At 67.3% G+C, this 21,750-nt stretch carries 19 protein-coding genes, 1 tRNA gene and 1 pseudogene; 17 read left to right on the plus strand and 4 right to left on the minus strand.

Annotation, left to right across the window (positions count from 1 at the left end):
• The 6 genes from BLO63_RS15095 to BLO63_RS15125 form a co-directional block, all read left to right on the plus strand.
• Positions 1–339 (plus strand): integrase core domain-containing protein (locus BLO63_RS15095; protein WP_143007077.1); only part of this gene is annotated, 339 nt, incomplete at its 5' end.
• A gap of 750 nt (positions 340–1,089) precedes the next feature.
• Positions 1,090–2,340, plus strand: coding sequence for a CaiB/BaiF CoA transferase family protein (locus BLO63_RS15105; protein WP_091442138.1), 1,251 nt, complete (start codon positions 1,090–1,092; stop codon positions 2,338–2,340).
• Entirely contained in the window at positions 2,337–3,281 is a 945-nt protein-coding gene (locus tag BLO63_RS15110; protein WP_091442141.1) for a hydroxymethylglutaryl-CoA lyase, read from the plus strand. The genes BLO63_RS15105 and BLO63_RS15110 overlap by 4 nt, the downstream gene beginning before the upstream one ends.
• 24 nt (positions 3,282–3,305) lie before the next feature.
• Complete coding sequence (locus BLO63_RS15115; protein WP_091442144.1) at positions 3,306–4,169, plus strand: ABC transporter ATP-binding protein; 864 nt, start codon at positions 3,306–3,308, stop codon at positions 4,167–4,169.
• On the plus strand, positions 4,166–4,960 hold the full coding sequence (locus BLO63_RS15120) for an ABC transporter permease (RefSeq protein WP_091442146.1): 795 nt from the start codon (positions 4,166–4,168) through the stop codon (positions 4,958–4,960). Before BLO63_RS15115 ends, BLO63_RS15120 begins: the two co-directional genes overlap by 4 nt.
• A 27-nt stretch (positions 4,961–4,987) precedes the next feature.
• Positions 4,988–6,001 (plus strand): ABC transporter substrate-binding protein, encoded by a 1,014-nt coding sequence (locus BLO63_RS15125; protein ID WP_091442148.1) that lies wholly within the window; start codon positions 4,988–4,990, stop codon positions 5,999–6,001.
• Positions 6,002–6,044: 43 nt separating this feature from the next.
• On the opposite strand, the gene BLO63_RS15130 is transcribed toward BLO63_RS15125, so the two are convergent.
• Positions 6,045–7,283 carry a CaiB/BaiF CoA transferase family protein gene (locus BLO63_RS15130; protein WP_091442151.1) on the minus strand — a complete coding sequence of 413 codons (1,239 nt, stop codon included), beginning with the start codon at positions 7,281–7,283 and terminating at the stop codon, positions 6,045–6,047.
• 280 nt (positions 7,284–7,563) lie between these two features.
• On the opposite strand from BLO63_RS15130, the gene rplU reads away from it, so the two are divergent.
• The 11 genes from rplU (at position 7,564) to BLO63_RS15185 (ending at position 18,075) form a co-directional block, all read left to right on the plus strand.
• Positions 7,564–7,872 carry a 50S ribosomal protein L21 gene (gene rplU, locus BLO63_RS15135; RefSeq protein ID WP_091442154.1) on the plus strand — a complete coding sequence of 103 codons (309 nt, stop codon included), beginning with the start codon at positions 7,564–7,566 and terminating at the stop codon, positions 7,870–7,872.
• Positions 7,873–7,901: 29 nt separating this feature from the next.
• Complete coding sequence (rpmA, locus tag BLO63_RS15140; RefSeq protein WP_091442156.1) at positions 7,902–8,171, plus strand: 50S ribosomal protein L27; 270 nt, start codon at positions 7,902–7,904, stop codon at positions 8,169–8,171.
• A 144-nt stretch (positions 8,172–8,315) separates the two neighbouring features.
• Complete coding sequence (locus BLO63_RS15145) at positions 8,316–8,987, plus strand: GNAT family N-acetyltransferase (RefSeq protein WP_091442159.1); 672 nt, start codon at positions 8,316–8,318, stop codon at positions 8,985–8,987.
• 68 nt (positions 8,988–9,055) lie between these two features.
• A complete protein-coding gene (obgE, locus tag BLO63_RS15150; RefSeq protein WP_091442162.1) occupies positions 9,056–10,093 on the plus strand; it encodes a GTPase ObgE in 1,038 nt (345 codons plus the stop codon).
• 213 nt (positions 10,094–10,306) lie between these two features.
• Positions 10,307–11,491, plus strand: a complete 1,185-nt coding sequence (gene proB, locus BLO63_RS15155) for a glutamate 5-kinase (RefSeq protein WP_091442164.1) — start codon at positions 10,307–10,309, stop codon at positions 11,489–11,491.
• Between the two features lie 66 nt (positions 11,492–11,557).
• Positions 11,558–12,157 (plus strand): hypothetical protein, encoded by a 600-nt coding sequence (locus BLO63_RS15160; RefSeq protein ID WP_091442167.1) that lies wholly within the window; start codon positions 11,558–11,560, stop codon positions 12,155–12,157.
• A gap of 467 nt (positions 12,158–12,624) precedes the next feature.
• Positions 12,625–13,644, plus strand: a complete 1,020-nt coding sequence (locus tag BLO63_RS15165; protein ID WP_091442169.1) for a serine hydrolase domain-containing protein — start codon at positions 12,625–12,627, stop codon at positions 13,642–13,644.
• Positions 13,645–13,822: 178 nt separating this feature from the next.
• On the plus strand, positions 13,823–14,995 hold the full coding sequence (locus BLO63_RS15170) for an extracellular solute-binding protein (protein ID WP_244517896.1): 1,173 nt from the start codon (positions 13,823–13,825) through the stop codon (positions 14,993–14,995).
• Between the two features lie 101 nt (positions 14,996–15,096).
• Positions 15,097–16,176 (plus strand): ABC transporter ATP-binding protein, encoded by a 1,080-nt coding sequence (locus tag BLO63_RS15175; protein ID WP_091442173.1) that lies wholly within the window; start codon positions 15,097–15,099, stop codon positions 16,174–16,176.
• Between the two features lies 1 nt (position 16,177).
• The gene (locus tag BLO63_RS15180) at positions 16,178–17,188 is read left to right on the plus strand and encodes an ABC transporter permease (RefSeq protein ID WP_091442176.1); all 1,011 of its coding nucleotides are present in this window, start codon (positions 16,178–16,180) and stop codon (positions 17,186–17,188) included.
• Positions 17,185–18,075, plus strand: a complete 891-nt coding sequence (locus BLO63_RS15185) for an ABC transporter permease (RefSeq protein WP_091442178.1) — start codon at positions 17,185–17,187, stop codon at positions 18,073–18,075. The genes BLO63_RS15180 and BLO63_RS15185 overlap by 4 nt, the downstream gene beginning before the upstream one ends.
• A gap of 128 nt (positions 18,076–18,203) precedes the next feature.
• Here BLO63_RS15185 and BLO63_RS21145 read toward each other — a convergent pair.
• The 3 genes and pseudogenes from BLO63_RS21145 to selA form a co-directional block, all read right to left on the minus strand.
• Positions 18,204–18,299, minus strand: a tRNA-Sec gene (locus BLO63_RS21145).
• A 150-nt stretch (positions 18,300–18,449) separates the two neighbouring features.
• A pseudogene (selB, locus tag BLO63_RS15190) lies at positions 18,450–20,324 on the minus strand (selenocysteine-specific translation elongation factor); the annotation flags it as partial.
• On the minus strand, positions 20,321–21,742 hold the full coding sequence (selA, locus tag BLO63_RS15195; protein WP_091442184.1) for an L-seryl-tRNA(Sec) selenium transferase: 1,422 nt from the start codon (positions 21,740–21,742) through the stop codon (positions 20,321–20,323). The pseudogene selB and the gene selA, both read right to left, overlap by 4 nt.
• Between the last annotated feature and the right edge of the window lie 8 nt (positions 21,743–21,750).

Genomic DNA, 21,750 nt, shown 5'->3' on the forward strand with positions numbered 1-21,750 from the left:
GCGGCGAGGGTCGAGTGGCACTACATCGCGCCCGGCAAGCCGATGCAGAACGGCTTCATCGAAAGCTTCAACGGCCGATTGCGGGACGAGCTGTTGAACGAGACGCTGTTCTCCAGCCTGCCCCAGGCCAGAGCCGCTCTCGCCAAGTGGCAGCTCGACTACAACACGGCCCGGCCGCACTCCAAGCTCGGATGGCAGACGCCAACGGCCTTCGCCTCAACGTTCCACCCGCGGCGGGATCAGACGATCCTCACCATCAACGGCTCCGCGTCTGCCCCCGCCGCTCCGCACGCCCGACAGGGCAAATCCAACCGTCAGAACGAACTGAAAGCTGGATAGAAGTTGGGGGCAACGTCACACGCGCAGCCCCCGATGTGAGGGACGTCGAGTAGCTGCCCACCGTCACCATCGTCCGCCAGGACCGCGGCGCCTCGACCGGGCCGCTGGACATGAACTATGAGGATTTCGTGCCCGCCGACGCGGGCGCCCATTCCGCCGCCTTAAAATGCGCTGGACCACGCCGTCTTAAAATGCGCTGGACCACGCTGTACCGACATCAACATCGACGGTTCGGCGAACCTGCGCTACCAGCCGCACGCGGCGCGGCAGTTCGATATCGGCCTCGCCTGCAAGACCCGCTCGCCCAGTCTCTGCGAGCGCTATTCCAAGTCTACCACTGCCATTGCGATGAACATGATCGGCTGGTTCCGCGACGGCAATGGCCATGTCGGCAATATCGGCCTGGAGCTGGAAAAGGCCCACATGGCGAGCCTCACCGCCACCTGCTGCGTCCCGGTACGCACGGCGTGAGGTGCGGGTCTCGCCCCAATCTTGTGAACGACCAGGTGTCCTCGACGATGGTCACGTCGCCGGCTTGGGGCTATGGCGTGGCTGGTCCGTGCGGTTCCTTCAATACTAGGCTGACCGTCTTCTTCTGAACCGCTTCAACGCCCTGCACGCCACGGCGTGCAAGGCGTTCCGGTGGCCTCCTCACACTGGTCTCATCGCCCATCTTTGCCTAAAGAGGGGTGGACCCCCGGCCCCTTTCGGCCGATAGAACGAAAAAACGACGTGTGAGGAGCGCCTGCGATGGAAGCTTCCCGGCAGGGTCCCGCTGAGGGACCGCTGAGCGGCATCCGTGTGATTGAGCTCGGCAATCTCATTGCCGCGCCTTTCGCCACGCGGCTGATGGCGGAGTTCGGCGCCGAGGTCATCAAGGTGGAGGCCCCGGGCGAGGGAGATCCCCTGCGCAAATGGCGCAAGCTGCACGAGGGTACCTCGCTCTGGTGGTACCTGCAGTCGCGCAATAAAAAGTCGGTCGCCATCAATATGCGCCTGCCTGAGGGGCAGGAGGTGGTGCGTCGCCTCGTGCGCGACGCCGATGTGCTGATCGAAAATTTCCGCCCGGGCACGCTGGAGCGCTGGGGGCTTGGCTGGGAGGCGCTGAAGGCGATCAACCCCAACCTCGTCATGGTCCGCATTTCCGGTTTCGGCCAGGACGGGCCCTATCGCGAGCGCCCCGGCTTCGGCGCGGTGGGCGAGGCGATGGGCGGCATGCGCTTCACCACGGGTGAGCCGGACCGGCCGCCGGCGCGCACCGGCATCAGCATCGGCGATTCACTTGCAGCCCTGCACGCGGTGATGGGGGCGCTGATGGCGCTGCTGCACATCAAGTCCGGGCGCGGCACCGGCCAGGTGGTGGACGTCTCGCTGTTCGAGAGCGTCTTCAACATGATGGAGAGCCTGGTTCCGGAATTCGACGCATTCGACTTCGTGCGCACCCGTTCGGGGGGCGCACTGCCGGGCATCGCGCCGTCGAACTCCTACCCCACCGCCGAGGGCACCTATGTCATCGTCGCCGGCAATGGCGACGGCATCTTCCGCCGGCTGATGGGGGCGATCGGCCGCGAGGATCTCGCCAGCGACCCGCGCCTTGCCTCCAATGACGGGCGGGTGGTGCATGTCGACGAGATCGATGGCGCGATTACCGCGTGGACCAGCCGGCATTCGCTCGACGCGGTGACGGCCGCGCTCGACCGCGCCGAGGTTCCCAACGGGCGCATCTATTCGGTCGCCGACATTGTCAGCGACCCGCAATATCTCGCCCGTGACATGATCCTGCCCTCTACCCTGCCGGACGGGCTCAACGTGAAGATGCCCGGCATCGTGCCGAAGCTCTCGGCCACGCCCGGTGCGGTGAACTGGCTGGGGCCGCAGTTGGGCGAGCACACGGCGGCGGTTCTCGCCGCGCTGGGCTATGGCGAGCAGGAGATCGACGCGCTGGTGGCCAGCGGGGCTGTCGCACAGGCCCCCGACGGGCCGGCTGGAGAGCCCGCATGAGAACAGGCGTTCCCCCGCGCGCGTTCATACAGGAAGTGGTGACGCGCGACGGGCTGCAGATCGAACCGCGCTTTCTGCCGACCGAGGACAAGGTCGCGCTCATCGACGCCCTGTCGCAGACGGGCGTCGCCAAGATCGAGGTCACGTCCTTCGTCTCGCCGCGTGCCGTGCCGAACCTCGCCGATGCGCGCGAGGTGGCGCGCGCCATCCGCCGCCGGCCCGATGTGACCTATGTCGCGCTGGTGCCGAATCTGCGTGGCGCCGAGGCGGCGCTGGAGGCGGATATGGACGAGCTGAACCTCGTTCTCTCCGTTAGCGAGACCCACAACCTCGCCAATATGCGGATGACGCCGCAGGACTCTCTCGAAGGTTTCCGCGCCATCGTGGCGGCGGCGGCCGGCACCAGGGCGGCGCTCAACGGGTCCATCGCCACCGCCTTTGGCTGCCCGTTCGAGGGCGCCCAGCCGGCTGAGAAGGTGCTGGATCTCGCCGAGGCCTATCTGGCAGTAGGCCTGCACTCAGTGACGCTGGCCGACACCACGGGGATGGCCAATCCACGGCAGGTCTTCGCCCTGGTGAGCGCCTTCCGCGCGCGGTTCGACGACGTGAAGCTGACGCTGCATTTCCACAATACGCGCGGCATGGGCCTCGCCAATGTGCTCGCCGCGCTGGAGGCCGGGGCGGACCGCTTCGACGCCTCGCTTGGCGGCATTGGCGGCTGTCCCTTCGCGCCCGGCGCGACCGGCAACATCTCGACCGAGGACCTCGTCCACATGCTGGAGGCGATGGGCGTCGAGACCGGGGTCGACCTTCCCGCCCTTCTCGCGCTGGCGCGCAGCCTGCCGGCGCTGCTCGGCCACGACATTCCCGGACAGGTCGCCAAGGCCGGGCGCAGCGGCGATCTTCACCCCGTGCCGGCGCATCTGCGCGCCGCCCAGTAGGACCACAGGATGGCAGGAGAGACCATGAACGCCGCTGCGAGGGCGACGACCGCCGAGGCGCCGCACGCGGGGGCCTCACTGGCGGTGGCGCTGGACGACATCGCCATCAGCTTCGCGGTCAAGGGCCGGCCGGTGTTCAACGCGGTGGCACCGACCTCGCTGCATGTGCGCGAGGGCGAGTTCGTCGCCATTGTCGGCCCCACCGGCTGCGGCAAGTCCACGCTTTTGAACGCTACGGCGGGCCTGCTGGCGCCAGCGGGCGGCACGGTGTCGATCTTTGGCGAGAAGCTGGTGGGTCTCAATGCGCGCGCCGGCTATCTCTTCCAGCAGGACGCGCTGATGCCGTGGAAGACAGCGCTCGACAATGTCGCCATCGCACTAGAGATCGGCGGCATGCGCCGCGCCGACGCGGTGGCGCAGGCGCAGGACTGGCTGAAGCGTGTCGGCCTTGCCCGTTTCACCGAGCGCTACCCCCATGAGCTTTCCGGCGGCCAGAGAAAGCGCGTGGCGCTGGCGCAGATGCTGATCCGCCAGCCGAAGATCCTGCTGATGGACGAGCCCTTCGGGCCGCTCGACGCCCAGACACGGCAGATCATGGGTACGCTGCTGCTGCGGCTGTGGGCGCAGGACCGCAAGGCGGTGCTTTTCGTGACCCATGATCTCGAAGAGGCTATCGCGCTGTCCGACCGCGTGGTCATCATGTCGGCCGGCCCGGAGGCGCGGATCATCGGCGACTTTCCGATCGACCTCGCCCGCCCGCGCGACGCGGCGGAAATCCGGCTCGATCCGCGCTTCCACGAACTGCACCGGATGATCTGGAGCCAGCTCAAGGCCGAGGTCGCCAAGACCTATGGTGACGATATGAACGGTCTGGAGGCCTCTTCATGAAGCTGCACCCTGCCAAGCTGCTGTTTCTTCAGATCCTCGTCGCGGTGGCCGCGCTCGCCCTCTGGCAGATCGGCGCAACGGTGCCGATCGGCGGCGACTTTCTGCTGCCCGAGTTCTTCTTCTCCAAGCCCGGGGATGTGCTCTCCCGCGTTGTCGAGCTGTTCGTCACCGGCACGATCTGGAAGCATCTTTGGATCACGCTGACCGAGACCGTGCTGGCCTTCATCATCGGGTCGGTAGGCGGCGTCGTTATCGGCTTCTGGTTCGCCCGCAAGCCGGTGGTGGCGGCGGTGTTCGACCCCTATGTGAAGATGGTCAACGCCCTGCCGCGCGTGGTGCTGGCGCCGATCTTCATGCTGTGGCTGGGCCTCGGCATCTGGTCGAAGGTGGCGCTGGGCGTGACGCTGGTTTTCTTCATCGTGTTCTTCAACGTCTATCAGGGCGTGAAGGAAGTGAGCCCGGTGGTGCTCGCCAATGCGCGCATGATGGGGATGAATGAGCGGCAGCTGTTCCGCAATGTCTACTGGCCCTCCGCCATGTCGTGGATGTTCTCCTCGCTGCACACGGCGGTGGGCTTCGCGCTGGTCGGTGCGGTGGTCGGCGAATATCTCGGCTCGGCCGCCGGGCTCGGCTATCTCATCCACCAGGCGGAGGGAGTGTTCGACGTGACCGGCGTGTTTGCCGGCATGTTCATTCTCGCTGCCTTCGTGCTGGTCATCGACTGGTTCGTGACGCGGGTGGAGAAGCGCCTGCTGGTGTGGCGCCCGCAGGCGGCCAGCGAACAGAACTGACAACGACAACAAACGGGAGGACGTGCCATGAAGATGCGTACATTGCTGCTGGCGGCAAGCCTGCTCATTCCCGCGCTCGGCGCGGTGCAGGCCGGCGAGATCGAAAAGCCGAACCTGACGCTCGGCGTCGGCGGCAAGCCGCTGCTCTATTATCTCCCGCTGACCCTGGCGGAGCGGCTCGGCTACTTCAAGGATGAAGGGCTGACCGTCGAGATCAACGATTTCGGCGGTGGCTCGAAGTCGCTGCAGGCGCTGATCGGCGGCTCTGTGGATGCGGTCACGGGTGCCTATGAGCACACGATCCGCATGCAGGACAAGAAGCAGGACATCCGCGCCGTCATCGATCTGGGCCGCTATCCCGGCATCGTGGTGGGCGTGAGCAAACGCAAAGCCGACACGATCAAGTCGGTGGCAGACCTCAAGGGCGCCAAGATCGGCGTTACCGCGCCGGGCTCGTCCACTTATATCCTCGTGCAGTACCTGATGATGAAGAACGGCATGTCGCCGGACGACGCCTCCTTCATCGGCGTCGGCAGCGGCGCCTCGGCGGTGGCGGCGATGCAGAAGGGCGAGATCGACGCCATTTCGCATCTCGACCCGGTCATCTCCAAGCTGCAGGACATGGGCGAACTGACGGTGCTGGTCGACACCCGCACCACGGCCGGCACCGAGGCGGTGTTCGGCGGCCAGAACCCGGCGGCGGTGCTCTACCTCAAGGAGAGCTTCATCAAGGCCAACCCGAACACCGTGCAGGCGCTGACCAACGCCTTCTACAAGACGCTGAAATGGCTGGAGAAGGCGACGCCCGAAGAGGTGGCGGCAACGGTGCCGCAGGAATACTGGCTGGGCGACAAGGACCTGTACATCAAGGCCTTCAATGCCTCGCGCGAATCCTATTCGCCCGATGGCAACATCAATGAGGCGAGCATGAAGAGTGCGCTCAACCTCATCGCCACCACCGACCCGAAAATCGACCCGGCCAAGATCGATCTGTCCAAGACCTTCGACGGCTCCTTCCTTGCCAAGGCGAAGGGCCAGTAGGCACACAGGCGGCACGGCAGGCCGGGCGCCGTTGGCCGGGGCGTCAGATCGCCCCGGCCTCGCGTAGCGCCTGCCGCTCGCAGATGCTGAGGCCGAGCACCGTCGCCAGCACCTCGTCCGTATGCTGGCCGAGCAGCGGCGGGGCGGTGGGCTCTTCGGTCGGGGAATCGCTCAGCCGCAACGGGCTGCGCACGCCCGGCGCGTGGCCGCCGAGGGGATGGGGCAGGTTGATCGCGAGGCCCCGTGCCAAAGCCTGCGGCTCGGCGAAGGCCTGGGCGATGGTGTTGATCGGCCCGGCGGGGATGCCGGCGGCATCGAGCATGGCCAGCCACTCGCCCGTCGACTGACGCTTGAGGGCGTCGGCGACAATGGGGATCAGCGTCTCGTGATGGGCCACGCGGTCGCGATTGGTGGCGAAGCGCGCATCGGTTGCCAGTTCGGGGAGATCGGCGAGGCGGCAGAAGCGGGCGAATTGCGCGTCATTGCCGACCGCGAGGATGAGATGGCCATCCGCCGTCTCGAAGGCCTGGTAGGGCACGATATTGGGGTGGGCATTGCCCAGCCGGCGCGGCGCGCTGCCGCCGACAAGATAGTTCAGCGCCTGGTTGGCCAGGCTTGCCACCGCTACGTCGAACAGGGCGATGTCGATATGCTGGCCGCGCCCGGTGCGGCGGCGCTGCTCCAGAGCCGCCAATATGGCGATGGTGGCGTTCAGTCCGGTGAGAATGTCGACAAGGGCGACGCCAACCTTCTGTGGTTCGGTGTCCGGGCTGCCGGTCACCGACATCAGGCCCGACATGCCCTGGATCATGAAGTCATACCCGGCGCGGCCCGCGTCCGGACCGTCCTGCCCGAAGCCGGTAATGGAGCAGGTGACGAGGCGGGGGTTCAGCGCGGCGAGGCTCTCGGCGTCGAGCCCGTAGCGCCTGAGGCCGCCGACCTTGAAGTTCTCCACCACCACGTCGCTCTGCTGCGCAAGACGGCGGATCAGCGCCTGCCCCTCCGCCGTCGCCATGTCGATCGTAACCGAGCGCTTGTTGCGGTTAGCGGCAAGGAAATAGGCGCTCTCCCGTGTCGGTCGCCCCTCGCCGTCAGCCAGCCAGGGCGGGCCCCAGCCGCGGGTGTCGTCACCCTCGCCCGGCTTCTCGATCTTGATCACCTCGGCGCCGAGATCGCCCAGGGTCTGCGTCGCCCAGGGGCCGGCCAGCACGCGGGAGAGATCGAGCACCCGGATTCCGGCCAGCGCCTGCGCGGTGGACGTGCTCGTGCGGTCTTCGGTCATGGGAGTGTCCTTGGGCGGGCGTGCGGCCGGTACGATAGCCGGCCCGCGCTAGGGGGGCCATCGGGGCGTCACGAACAGGCGCCCCGTGTGGCCTCGGCATCACGCTCAGCCCTTCGGGAAACCTTGGCGCGTCAGCTTTTCCTTGACAGGGCGGGGCTCGCTTTGTAAGGAGCCGGCCTGCGTCGTGGGATCCTGTGTCCCATGCGCTTATTTCAACCGACCGAAAGAAGCCGGTCCAGGCGGCAACGCCGGAGACCGGGCTCGAACGAAAGGACAGAACATGTTCGCGGTCATTAAAACGGGTGGCAAGCAGTATCGCGTTGCCCCCGATGCGCTTGTTACCGTCGGCAAGATTGAAGCCGAGGCGGGTTCTTCCCTGACCCTGCCGGTTCTGATGCTCGGTGGCGACAGCCCGAAGGTTGGCGCTCCGCTGGTCGACGGTGCGTCCGTCACGCTCGAGGTGGTCAAGCACACCCGTGGTGCGAAGGTTATTGCGTTCAAGAAGCGTCGCCGTCAGAATTCGCGTCGCAAGATCGGCCACCGGCAGGACTTCACCGTCGTGCGCGTGACCTCGATCATCGGCGCCTGAGACCGCCAGCTAGGAAATAGGAGAGCAACATGGCTCATAAGAAGGCAGGCGGTTCCTCCCGCAACGGTCGCGACTCGGCCGGTCGTCGCCTCGGCGTCAAGAAGTTCGGCAGCGAGAAAGTCGTCGCCGGCAACATCATCGTGCGTCAGCGCGGCACGACCTGGCATCCCGGCACCAATGTCGGCATGGGCAAAGACCATACCCTCTTTGCGCTCATTGAAGGCCGCGTCGAATTCCGAGCTAAAGCCAATTCCCGTACGTACGTATCTGTCATTCCGGCCGCCGAGGCCGCCGAATAAAGCCGGTGAGGGTTCTTGGAAATCCCGCCGGTCTCGCCCGACCGGAAGGATTTCCCGAACGTCCCTGAAGGACATACGGGGTACCCGACAGGGGAGGCGAGGAAACCGCCTCCCCTTCGTCGTTCCGGTCCCAGGAGCCCTCAGATGACCCTCGTTGAAGCGACCCTCGGGTCTCCCCTTGTCGAGAGCAGTACCGCCGTCCTCGAAACCGGCCGCCTCCTTCTGCGCGCGCCCCGGATCGAGGACATGACGTGGATCGCCGAGCTCGCCGACAACCGCAAGGTGGCGGAGATGACGGCGAATATTCCCCACCCCTACGGCATGGCGGATGCGGCCTCCTTCGTCGCCAATCTGCCGGGCGGCCCGGAGGCCGCGACCTTCGCCATCTTCCTGAAGAACGAGGCGAGCCTGCGACTGCCGGGCGCGGCAGCGTTCGGCCCCGCCATCCCGGTCGGCATGTGCGGCTTCAATCGCCGCGACGAGGACGTGCCTGAGATCGGCTACTGGCTCGGCGAGCCCTATTGGGACCACGGACTTGCCACCGAGGCCGTGCGGGCGCTGGTCGACCACGCTTTCGGCGACCGCAAGCTCGCCGCGCTCGCCGCTTCCGCCCGGGTGGTCAATCCGGCCTCGCGCGGCGTGCTGGAGAAGTGCGGTTTCCAGTGGACCGGCGTCGGCCTCGCCCGAGTGCGGGCGATCGGCGCCTCGGTGCCGGTTGACCGCTTCCGGCTGGAGCGGCGGCTGTGGACTTCGCTGCGCGCCTGGGGCGCCACCCAGCCTGCGCGCCTGCACGAACTCGACGCCGTCCGGCATTGAGTCGACGTTTATGCTATCCTTTCCGGGTTCCCGCGCGTGTGGGAACCCCGCAACATTGAGCCGCCACTATGAAGTTTCTCGACCAGGCCAAGATCTATGTCCGCGCCGGCGACGGCGGAGCGGGCTGCCTCTCGTTTCGGCGCGAGAAGTTCATCGAGTTCGGCGGCCCCGATGGCGGTGATGGGGGGCGGGGGGGGGATGTTTGGATCGAGTGCGTGGATGGGCTGAACACGCTCATCGACTACCGCTTCCAACAGCACTTTAAAGCCAAAAAAGGCGGCTACGGGATGGGTTCCAACCGTTCCGGGGCCAAAGGCGACGATGTTGTGCTAAAAGTGCCGGCGGGCACGGAGGTTCTTGATGAGGACGGTGAGACCGTTCTGGCCGATCTGACCGAGGTCGGCCAGCGCATTCGCTTCATCAAGGGCGGCAATGGCGGCTTCGGCAACGCCCATTTCCAGACCTCGACCAACCAGGCCCCGCGCCGGGTCAACCCCGGCCAGGAGGGCGAGGAGCGCTGGATCGTGCTCCGGCTCAAGCTCATCGCCGATGCCGGCCTCGTCGGCCTGCCCAATGCCGGCAAGTCGACCTTCCTCGCCGCCACGACAGCCGCCAAGCCGAAAGTGGCCGACTATCCCTTCACCACGCTCCACCCCGGCCTCGGCGTCGTAAAGGTGGACGGGCGCGAATTCGTCCTCGCCGACATTCCCGGCCTGATCGAGGGCGCGCATGAGGGCATCGGCCTCGGCGACCGCTTCCTCGCCCATATCGAGCGCTGCCGCGTGCTGCTGCATCTGGTCGACGGCACCTGCGAGCATGCCGGCAAGGCCTACAAGACCGTGCGCGGCGAATTGGAGGCCTATGGCCACGACCTCGCCGACAAGGTGGAGATCGTCGCCCTCTCCAAGATCGATTCGCTCGACAAGGAGACGCTGAAGACCCAGCTCGATCGCCTCAAGCGCGCGGCGAAGAAGAAGCCGCTGGCGCTGTCCGCCGCCACCGGCGAGGGCGTGCGCGAGGCGCTGCGGGCGCTGATCGGCGTCATCGACGAGGGCCGCGCCGAGGAACTGCAGCGCGGCGTGGTGCCCGAGCCCTGGCACCCGTGAGTTCCCTCCCTCTCCCCTCGGGGGAGAGGGGTGGGGTGAGGGGCGCTGCGCCCCGGCCCTGTGCGCACCCGCCGTGTCCGTCCCGGCCCCTCACCCGCCGCGATGCGGCGACCTCTCCCCCGAGGGGAGAGGTGAAGGCCACAATTCCCGCGCCTTCCCGGCGGAAACGGCGTATGTAGCGCGCCGTCTCTCCTCTGATCGAAGCCCGCCGCGATGACCGTTCCCGCCGATTCCGCCACCCACACCGCCTCCCTCGCCGAAGCTGCCGCCGTTCCCGCCGCGCCGAAGCTGTCCGCCTTCCGCCGCATCGTGGTGAAGGTCGGCTCGGCGCTGCTGGTCGACCAGGCGCGCGGCGCCCTGCGCCATGCCTGGCTGGCGGCGCTGGCCGAGGATGTGGCGCAGCTGCACCGCGAGGGCAAGGAAGTGCTGGTGGTGTCCTCGGGCGCCATCGCGCTGGGGCGCAATGTGCTCAAGCTGCCCAAGCGGCCCTTGAAGCTGGAAGAAAGCCAGGCCGCCGCCGCTGTCGGCCAGATCGCGCTGGCGCGGGCCTGGTCGGAGGCGCTGGCCCATGAGGGCGTGGCCGCCGGGCAGATCCTGATCACGCTGGGCGACACCGAGGAGCGGCGGCGCTATCTCAACGCCCGCTCGACCATTGCGAAGCTTTTGGAGCTGAAGGTCGTCCCCGTCATCAACGAGAACGACACGGTGGCGACCTCGGAAATCCGCTATGGCGACAATGACCGGCTCGCCGCCCGCGTCGCCGGCATGACCAGCGCCGATCTGCTGATCCTGCTCTCGGATATTGACGGCCTCTACACCGCCCCGCCGAACGAGGACCCCAACGCCACCCTCATTCCGGTGGTGCCGCGCATCACCGCCGAGATCGAGGCGATGGCCGGTGGCGCCGGCACCGAGCTGTCGCGCGGCGGCATGAAGACCAAGGTGGAGGCGGCCAAGATCGCCACCACCGCCGGCGCGCATCTCGTCATCGCTTCCGGCAAGGTGAAGAACCCGCTGCGCGCCATCGAGACCGGGGCGCGCTGCACCTGGTTTCTCGCTCCCGCCAATCCGGTGGCCTCGCGCAAGCGCTGGATCGCCGGCGCGCTGGAGCCGCGCGGCACGCTGCATCTCGACGCCGGCGCCGTTGCTGCCCTGCGCCGGGGCTCATCCCTGCTGCCGGCCGGCGTCGCCCGGGTGGAAGGCGATTTCAGCCGGGGCGACGCGGTGATTTTGCGCGGGCCGGACGGCGCCGAGATCGGGCGCGGGCTGGTGGCCTATGACCACGACCACGCCGAACGCCTCAAGGGCCGGTCATCGGACGAGATCGTGACGATTACCGGGTTTGAAGGCCGCGCCGCGATGGTGCACCGAGATGATCTGGTGCTGGGCGGGGGGTGACCTTCCGGCGAAATTAACTGACGATTAACCATATAACCCGCCAACTCTCTTGGCTGGAGGCGAATCATGGATGCAACCTACAATTTGGGCGGCAGTTATAAGCCGACGATGAAGCGCTTCGCCGATCTTGATGGACCGGATTTTTTCCCAACGCCTCCGTGGGCAACGTTTGCTCTTGTCGATAACGAGCGCTTCAGCGGGGAAATATGGGAATGCGCGTGCGGTGACGGGGCAATGTCTAGTGTGCTTGAGAAGGCGCAGGGCAAGAGCAATGTCCATAGCTCCGATCTATACAAGCGCGGCTACGGCGATGCGGGTGTCGATTTTCTCAGTTCGCCTAGAGTGTCGGACAACATTATTACAAATCCTCCGTATAATAGTGCCGAAGGTTTCGTTAAGGCTGGTATAAATAAAGCTAGCAGAAAGTTCGCATTATTGCTCCGTTTGGCCTTTCTCGAAGGGGCAAATCGAGCAAATACAATATTTTCGACAAATCCACCCAGTCGGGTATGGGTATTTAGCGAGAGGATTACCTTTTACCCGGCTGGCGCTGTTCAAAAGGGGTCAGGAACGACCGCTTACGCTTGGTTTGTTTGGGACAAAGATGCTGTCGGACGGACAGAACTTCGTTGGTTCAAGCCAGGCTACAAAAATCGACGCTTGTAGCCGACTATGGGGTAACAGCTCGTCCTGCGGTCGTCACAGCTAAGCGGCTCGGCCTCCAATGCAGGTATCCACGGTTGATGAAATTTCCTTCACTTCGTCTGTGGCAAACAATGTTCCGAACTTGCTGCTCCCACATTTCCTCGCCGTTTCTCGTTGGAGATGGCGTTCTGTCTTCGGACGACAAGGTAATGAAGTTGGGGACGTTGCAGCGGATGGATTTAAGTGTAGCCTCCCCGCCGGGGATCGATGACAGGTAGCGACAAACCGCAACTGCAATCTCAGCTTCTGTAACCTTGGACATATACCACTCCTGATTCCAAACCTCCCCAAGGTAAGCGCGTACGTTCCGTCTGCAAGTAGAGATTGATTAAAAAGTCGAGGCAAATCCCATTTTTCCGAAGGATGGGATCGCCTCCCTCCCCCTTTCGTGACCCCACCTCCCCCTATCCCGCCCTATCTTGTCAGGCATGCATCGTCGTTCCCTGCTTGCCGCTCCGCTGCTTCTGCTCACCCCGCGCCTCGCCCTCGCTCAGGCTGAGCCCCCGCCCGAATCCCCCGCGCCGGCCGCGCTGAACGCGGTGCTCGACCGCGCCGGGGGGCTGGAGCCGCTGCGCACCGTGATTGTCTCGAAGGACGGCGAAACGCTGGCCGCGCGGGGCTTTGGCGGCGGGCGGGTGGACCGGCCGACCAACATCAAGTCGGCCTCAAAGAGCATTCTCGCCATGCTGGCCGGCATCGCCATCGAGAAGGGCGTGCTGGAGGGGGCGGGGCAGAAGATCGCGCCGCTGCTCAAGGCCGATTTGCCCGATGACCCCGACCCGCGCCTCTCTGCGATCACGCTCGGCAACCTGCTCTCCATGCAGGCGGGGCTGGAGCGCACCTCCGGCGCCTATTATGGCGCGTGGGTCGCCAGCCCCAACTGGGTGCGCGCCGCGCTGGCGCGGCCCTTTGTCGATGCGCCGGGCGGGCAGATGCTCTATTCCACCGGCTCCTCGCACCTCGTATCGGCCATACTGACGCGGGCGAGCGGGCGCTCGACCCTGGCGCTGGCGCGCGACTGGCTCGGGCCGATCGAGGGGTTTTCCATCGCCGATTGGGAGCAGGACAGGCAGGGCATCTATTTCGGCGGCAACCAGATGGCGATGCGGCCGACCTCCCTGCTCGCCTTCACTGAGTGTTGCCGCAACGGCGGGCGCAACCGGGCCGGACAACAGGTGATCCCGCCGGACTGGATCGCCCAATGCTGGCAGGCGCGCACGCAATCGCGCTTCACCGGCGACGCCTATGGCTATGGCTGGTTCACGCGGGAGATCGACGGGGCGCGCGCCCATTATGGCTGGGGCTATGGCGGGCAGATGCTCTATGTGGTGCCCGAACGCGGCGTCTCGCTGGTAATGACCTCGACCACGGACGCGCCCTCCGGCCGCACCGGCCACCGCGACGACCTGCACGCGCTGGCCGGCGAGATGCTGGCGGCACTCCGGTAGCGCTCGATTCACAGGCAGCCCGGCGCGCGGGCGTGCTGAATTGCGCGCCAGTGCCGGTTTCATGTCGGGTTTCGACAGGGGCCTCGTCGCCATTGTGCAACGCAGCAACGGCGGGCGCGGCGCTGGCATGCTTCGTGCTCCTCGTCAGGCGATCCATCGCCATTCCGAGGGGAACGCCGTGACGAAGAAGATCGAGCCGACCAATTCCTCCATCGAGACGCTGCTCGCCGCCCGCAGCTTCACCCGCCGCGTGCTGTTCAAGGGCGCGCTGGCGGCCGGCGCCATGACCGCCGCCGGCCCCTATCTCGTGCGCGACGCCTTCTCCTCCTCCGGCGAGCTGAACCTGCTCAACTGGGCGGACGAGCTGCCCGACCCGGTGATCCCGGAATTCACCAAGAAGACCGGCATCAAGGTCAACTCCACACCGTTCTCGCAGAACGAGGAGCAGATCAACAAGCTGCAGGCCACCGAGGGCGACGGCTTCGACCTGTGCGCCCCCACCCGCGACCGCGCGCCCCAGTTCAAGGAACTGGACGTGCTCGCCCCCTACGACCTCTCCAAGCTGAAGCTCGACCAGGTGCTGCCGGCGATGATGGAAGGCTCCACCAGCGTGTGGACCTGGGATGGCGGGCTGTACCATGTGCCCCATTGCTGGGGCTCGGAAGCGATCGCCTGGCGCACCGACCTCGCCGACCTGAAATACGACACGCTGAGCTACGGCACGCTGTGGGCGCCGGAGTTCAAGGGCAAGATGCAGGGCCGCCCGCACTCGCTGCTGCTCGGCATCGGCCTGTGGTGGGACAAGACCGGCAAGCTGCCCTCCAACCGCATGCTCGACGCCTTCAAGGACGAGGCGACGATGAAGAAGATCTACGATCCGATCCTCGAATTCGCCGTCGCCAACAAGGCGCAGGTCAAGCAGTTCTGGGATTCGGCCGACAACACCAAGTCCGGCTTCATGGAGAATGGCTGCGTCATCGGCCAGACCTGGGACGGCCCGCCGCTGTCGCTGAAGAAGGACGGCAAGCCGGTCGCCTATATGGCGCCGCAGGAAGGCGCCATCACCTGGATCGACGGCTGGTCGATGACCAAGGCGGCGAAGAACACGGCGCAGGCCTATGAGTTCATCAACTTCATCCACACGCCCGAGATCTCGGCCATGGTCGCCAATGGCTCGGGCTACAACCCGGTGGTGAAGGGCGCGGACGCCTTCCTTACCGAAGTCGCCAAGAAGAACTTCGCCGAGGCCTATCCCGGCAACGCGCTCGACAACCTCTGGAGCCGCCCGCCGGAGCCGTCCTGGTACGCCGAGCTGCGCACCCAGTATGCCGAGAAGTTCAAGGCGGCGTGAGCCCTGCCCACTGACACACCCCTCACGGCCGGACCTCTCCGGTCGTGAGGGCGTCCGGGCCGCGCCTTGGCCCGCATCTTCCCCGAGTACAGGAAATCCGCATGGCCGCTGCCGTCGAGCTTGAGGGCGTCAATGTCACCTTTGGCGATTTCGTCGCCGTGAAGGAGGCCAATCTCACCATCGAGCCGGGCGAGTTCTTCTCCTTTCTCGGGCCGTCCGGCTGTGGCAAGACCACGCTGCTGCGCACCATTTCCGGCTTCATCGAGCCCACGCGCGGGCAGGTGCGGATCGGCGGCGCCGACATGAAGGGCATTGGCCCCAACAAGCGGCCGACCGCGCTGATCTTCCAGAACCTCGCGCTGTTCCCGATGATGACGGTGGCCGAGAATATCGGCTACGGCCTGCGGGTGCGCGGCGTGCCCCGGCATGAGCGCGACGAGAAGGTGAAGAACCTCCTCATCCAGGTCGCCCTCGCCGAGCACGGCCACAAGAAGGTGTCCGAGCTGTCCGGCGGCCAGAAGCAGCGCGTGGCGATTGCCCGGGCGCTTGCCGTCGAACCCTCCGTGCTGCTGCTGGACGAGCCGCTTTCCGCGCTCGACCTCAAGCTGCGCCAGCACATGCGCTCGGAGCTGCGCGCCATCCAGAAGCGGGTCGGCATCACCTTCATCTACATCACCCATGACCAGGGCGAAGCGCTGACCATGTCGGACCGCATCGCTGTCATGAATGCCGGGGTGATCGAACAGGTGGGCGACGGCCGCGCCGTCTATGCCGAGCCGCGCACGCCCTTCGTCGCCGCCTTCGTCGGCGAGAACAACCAGATTCGCGGCCGCATCACCGCCCGCGACGGCGCCATGGCGACGCTGGAGACGCCGCTCGGCACGCTCGCCGGCCGCAACCCGGTGGCGCTCGATGTCGGGCAGGAAGCGCTGCTGTTCGTGCGGCCGGAAGTGATGCAGCTGCGCGCCAATGGCACCACGGCGGGCTTCGAGGGCGAGACGCTCGATGTCGCTTATGAGGGCAGCGTGACTCATGTGACGCTGCGGGTGCGGACCGGGCAGAAGGTCATCGCGAGCCTTGGCGCCAGCGCGCTTGCCGCGCTGCCGACCCCGGGCGAGACGCTGCGCATCGGCTTCCGCCCGGAAGACGCGCTGCTGCTGGCCCGGCCGGAAAGGCACTGAGATGAGCGGCAGCCTCGCCTTCGTCTTCGGCCTGCCGCTGGCGGTGGTCGTGTTCTTCTTCGCCCTTGCCGCCTATGAGCGGCGCACCGGCGTCGCCGTCGGCGGCGGCTTCTTCCAGCGCAACGGCCTCGCGATCGGGCTCTATCTGGTGCTGGCGGTGGGCTTCTGGGCCTTCTTCATCATCCTGCTGCCACAGCTGGCCATGGTGGACATGTCGTTCCGCCCGAAGCTGCCGCCCTCGCAGATGGGCGGGCCGAAGGACCTCTACACGCTGGAGAATTACCGCTACTTCCTGTTCGGCTCCACCACCTCGACCGCCGAATGGAACTGGCTCCACATCAAGGCCTTCTTCCTCACCATCGGGGTGAGCATCGTCATCACCCTGATCAATTTCGCCATCTGCTACCCGCTGGCCTTCCACATGGCGCAATCGGCCACGGCGGCGCGGCTGCGGGTGCTGCTGCTGCTGCTGATCCTGCCCTATTGGGTGAACGAGATTTTGCGGGCCTTCGCCTTCCGGGTGCTCCTCTCCTCGGGGGGTATCATCAACCAGATGCTGATGGGCAGCGGGCTCACCAATGAGCCGATCGACTTCCTCGGCGCCGATGTCGGCCTCTATATGGGCCTGTCCTACGCCTATCTCCTGATGATGATCTTCCCGCTCTACAACGCCATTGAGAGCCTGGACAAGAACCAGGTCGAGGCGGCGCGGGACCTTGGCGCGCCGTGGTGGCACATCCACGCCTTCATCGTGCTGCCGCACGCCAAGCCGGGCATCGCCTCGGGCTGCACGCTGGTGTTCATGCTGACCGCCGGCGCGCTGGCGGCGCCGCTGGTGCTGGGCGGGCCGCGCACGCTGTGGTTCACCCCCATCGTCTATGACCGCTTCTATCAGGCCTTCAACTGGCCGCAGGGGGCGGCCTATGCCTTCATCCTGCTGGTGAGCTGCATCATCTTCGTACTGGTGGTGCTCAAGGCGTTCAGGCTCAGCCTTGGAGAAATCACGCGATGAATCCGGGTCCGTTCCAGCGGGTGATGTTCGCGCTCTACACGGTGATCTTCTTCCTCTATCTGCTCGGTCCGCTGGCGGTGATGGCGGTTTCCGCCTTCAACACCCCGCAATACCCGCAGGTCTGGCCGATCGAGGGGGTGACGCTCGACTGGTTCGCGGCGCTGTTCGCCGACCAGGACATGATGACGGGCCTGAAGATGAGCCTGTGGATCGGGCTGCTGGTGGTGTGCATCTCGGTGCCGATCGGGCTGGCCGGCGCCATCATCATGACGCAGATCCAGCCGCGCGTGCGCTCGCTCTATTATCTCGTCGTGGTCTCACCGGTGCTCACCCCGGGCATCATCATCGGCATTTCCACCGTGGTGTTCTGGCGCCAGTTCACCGGGCAGACCGGCACGCGCTTCCTCTATGACGGGGTGGTGCTGACTGTGCTGGGGCAGGCGAGCTTCATCTCCGCCTATTGCATGCTGATCATCCTTGCCCGGCTGCAGCGCTTCGACCGTTCGCAGGAGGAGGCGGCGCTGGACCTCGGGGCGAGCTACCCCCAGGTGTTCCGCCACATACTGCTGCCCTTCCTCAAGCCGGCGCTGGCCTCGGCGGCGGTGCTGGCCTTCCTGTCCTCCTTCGAGAACTACAACACCACGACCTTCGCCATCCTTTCCGACAAGACGCTGACCACGGTGCTGGCCGGACGGGTGCGGCAGGGCTCGACCCCGGCGATTTCGGCGCTTGCGGTGGTGATCGTCGCGGTGACGGTGATCGGCGCCATCGCCTATGAGATCTACAAGCGCCGTTCCGACGCGGCGGCGGCGGCGCGCCAGCGCGCCGCGCTGGACGCCGAGGAGGCGGAACTTGCCGGCCGCACGCCGGCGGCGGCGATGGGGTGAAAGCGCGGGGGTAAGGACGCGGGGATGACGGAGCGGGGGTAAGCGCGCGCCTCTCACCTGCCCGCGTCAGTGCCGGCCTGCCGGCCCGGCCCGGAGCCCGGTGACGAGGAGGAGGGCGGCGAAGGGGATGGCGGAAGAGAGTGGGAGTCGAACCCACCAGGGACCGGCTCGCGGCCCCTTCCGGATTTGAAGTCCGGATACCTCACCGGAGGCAACGCTCTTCCAGAAGTCGTGTCCGCGCCCGGCTCGCGGGCGGGAAGGGCTGGCTCGACCGCAGTGTGGTCGATCGCGCCGAACAGGTCCAGCCGGTGGCGGTTGATGCGGCGCAGGTCGCCGCGGCGCAGGGTGACGCCGTGGCGGTCGAGAAATTCCAGGATCTGGATCGCCACCTTGCGCCCGACCGCGTGGCCGCCTTGCTCGATGCGGTCGCGGAAGGCGCTGGCGGGAAACTCCCGCCCCGGCGCGGCGGTGGACAGGGCGCTCGCCATCGCCACCATCTCGGCGAGCGCGGGGCGGAGGACGAAGTGGTCATGCGCCACCTCGTCCACCTTGCCCATGCGGGCCAGCAGCTTCATCAGCCGGCGAATTTCGCTCTCCGCCTCGCCGGTGGATGCGGCGAGATCGCGCACGCGCGGCGGGCGGAAGCGGGCGGGGCCGGCGAGCTGGGGCGCGAGGCCTTCCCACAGGTGCTCATCCCTCGCGGTGAGGCGCACCTCATGGCCCGGCAGCCGCACCCAGGCGCCCTCGCGCACCAGCGCCCCGGCCTCGGCCAGCCGATGCAGCGCCTCGGTGAACACCGGCCTGGCAAGGCGCGGGAGCAGGGCGAGACGCAGCTTCTCCGCCCCCATGCCCGGCAGGTCCGGGCTGGCCTCGTGGAAGCTTGCGAGCTCGGCCAAAAGTGCCTCGCCATAGAGCGCCCAGCGCTCCGGGGCGAGCGCGGTGAGGGTACCGCCGGCGGTGAGGGCGACGAGGCCGAGGCGGGTGGCGATCTCCGATGGCGCGTCCGCCGCCAGCGCCCGGTCGCGGGCAAAGGCGGTGAGGTCGAGATGCCAGGGCGCCACCGCCAGCAGCCCGGCCACCGCCGCGTCCGGATCGGTTTCGCTCAGCGCGCCGAGCTGGGCGAGGCGCTCGGGCGCGCGGCGCTTGCGGGCGGGGGGACGCAGGTCGATCAGCCGGCCGCCGCCAAGGCTGCGCTGGGCCGAGGTGTCGCGGATCACATAGCGGTCGCCCACCGCGGCGGCGATGGGGCGCTCCAGCACGATCTGCACGAGGCCGGACGAGCCGGGGGCCAGCGCCTCGGCCGAGAGCGGCACGAGGCGGGCGCCGACCTCGCTGGCGCCGTGGTGAAAGCGCACCGGAAACCACGCCCCGAGCGGCTTCGGTTCGCTCCCCAGCACGGTGAGGGTGGCGTCGATCCGCTCGGTCGGGGCGTGCAGCGTGGGGTCGAGCACCAGGTCGCCGCGCCGGATCGCCTCCGCCGAGATCGCCTCGCCGGCCAGATTGAGCGCGCAGCGCTCGCCGGCGCGGCCTTCCTCCGCCTTGCGGTTCTGCGCGTGCAGCGAGCGCAGGCGGGCGGGCCGGCCATCGGGGCTGACGAGAAGCGGATCGCCCACCCGCACCCGGCCGGAGAGCACCGTGCCGGTGACGATGGTACCGGCGCCGGCAAGGGTGAAGCTGCGGTCCACCGCGAGGCGGAAGCGGCCTTGCGCCGGGCGAGCGGCGAAGGCGCGGGCGGCCTCGATGAGGTGGGCGCGCAGGCGGTCCACCCCCTCGCCGGTATGGGCGGACACCGGCAGCACCGGCGCGCCCGCCAGCGCCGTGCCCTCCAGCAGCGCGGCGATCTCGCCCGTCACCTCGGCCCGGCGGGCGTCATCGGCCAGATCGGCCCGGCGGGCGTCATCGGCCAGATCGGCTTTGGTCAGCGCGACCACACCGCGCGAAATGCCGAGCAGGTCGATCAGGGCGAGATGCTCGCGGGTCTGCGGCATCACCCCGTCATCGCAGGCGATGACCAGCAGGGCAAAATCGATGCCGCTGGCGCCCGCCAGCATGGTGTGGATGAACTTCTCATGGCCGGGCACATCGATGAAGCCGAGCGTGCCGGCCTCGGTGGGGAGATAGGCGAAGCCGAGATCGATGGAGATGCCGCGCGCCTTCTCCTCCTTCAGCCGGTCGGTATCGACGCCGGTGAGCGCGCCGACCAAAGCGGTCTTGCCATGGTCGATATGGCCGGCGGTGCCGATGATCATCCCGGCCCCCCGACATGGGCGAGGCTGTCGTGGAAGCCTTGCTCGTCCTCCAGGCAGCGCAGGTCGAGGATCAGCGCGCCCTCGGCAATGCGGCCGATGACCGGGACGGGGAGTGCCCGCAGCGCCGCCGCCAGCGCGTTCAGCCTTCCCCCCGACGCCTCCGCCGCCGGGCGGATGGCGAAGCCGGCGCTGGGCAGGGTCTCCAGCGGCAGCGCGCCGGAGCCGATCTGGCTGACGCAGTCGACAATCTCGATGTCGAAATCCTCACCCAGAGCTGCGGCGAGCGGCTCGGCCAGTTCGTGGGCGCGGGCGGCGATGTCGGCGCGCGTGCGCGCCAGCAGGCGCAGCGTCGGCAGGCGCGCAGCCAGCCGGTCGGGGTCACGGTAGAGCCGGAGCGTCGCTTCCAGCGCGGCGAGGCGGATCTTGTCGACCCGCAGCGCCCGCTTCATCGGGTTCCTGTTGATCGCGGCGATGAGGTCGGCACGGCCGACAATGAAGCCGGTCTGCGGCCCGCCGAGCAGCTTGTCGCCGGAGAAGGTGACGAGGTCCGCCTCTTCCGCCACCGCCTCGCGCACGGTCGGCTCATGGGCGAGGCCGAGCCGGGCGAGATCGAACAGCGTGCCGGAGCCGAGATCATTGACGAGGGGCACGCCCTTCGCATGGGCGATATCAGCCAGTTCCCGGGCCGACACTTCGCGGGTAAACCCCTCGATGCGGTAATTGGAGGTGTGCACCTTCAGCACCAGCCCGGTGGCGTCATTCAGCGCCCCGGCATAGTCCCTGGGGTGGGTGCGGTTGGTGGTGCCGACCTCGACCAGCTTCACCCCGGCGCGGGCCATGATATCGGGCATGCGGAAGGCGCCGCCGATTTCGATCAGTTCGCCGCGCGAGACGATGGCCTCGCGCCCGAGGCCGAGCGTGTTCAGCACCAGCAGCACGGCGGCGGCGTTGTTGTTGACGACGGTGGCGTCTTCCGCCCCGGTCAGCTCGATCAGCAGCTCGCGCACATGGTCGTCGCGCTCGCCGCGCGTGCCGGTGGCAAGGTCATATTCCAGCGCCACGGCGGACCGCATCGCGGCGGTGGCGGCTTCCACCGCTTCCTCCGCCAGCAGGGCGCGGCCGAGATTGGTGTGCAGCACCGTGCCGGTGAGGTTGAACACCGGCCGCACATGCGCGCGGGCGTCGCGCTCCAGCGTTTCAGTGGCGGCCAGCGCCACATGGTCGGGCGCGGGCACGGCGACGAGCTTGCCCGCCAGCAGGCAGGCGCGCACCTCGTCCAGCGCGGCACGGATCGCCTGTGTCGCCGGGGCGCGGCCGAACGCTTCCACCGCCTGCTGGCCGGCGGGCGTCGCCAGCACCCGGTCGACCGAGGGCAGGTCGCGCGGGGCGGGCATGGCGGGGCGGGAGGGTGCGTCCATGGCCGCGC

Source organism: Ancylobacter rudongensis, from assembly GCF_900100155.1.
Lineage (GTDB): Bacteria > Pseudomonadota > Alphaproteobacteria > Rhizobiales > Xanthobacteraceae > Ancylobacter > Ancylobacter rudongensis.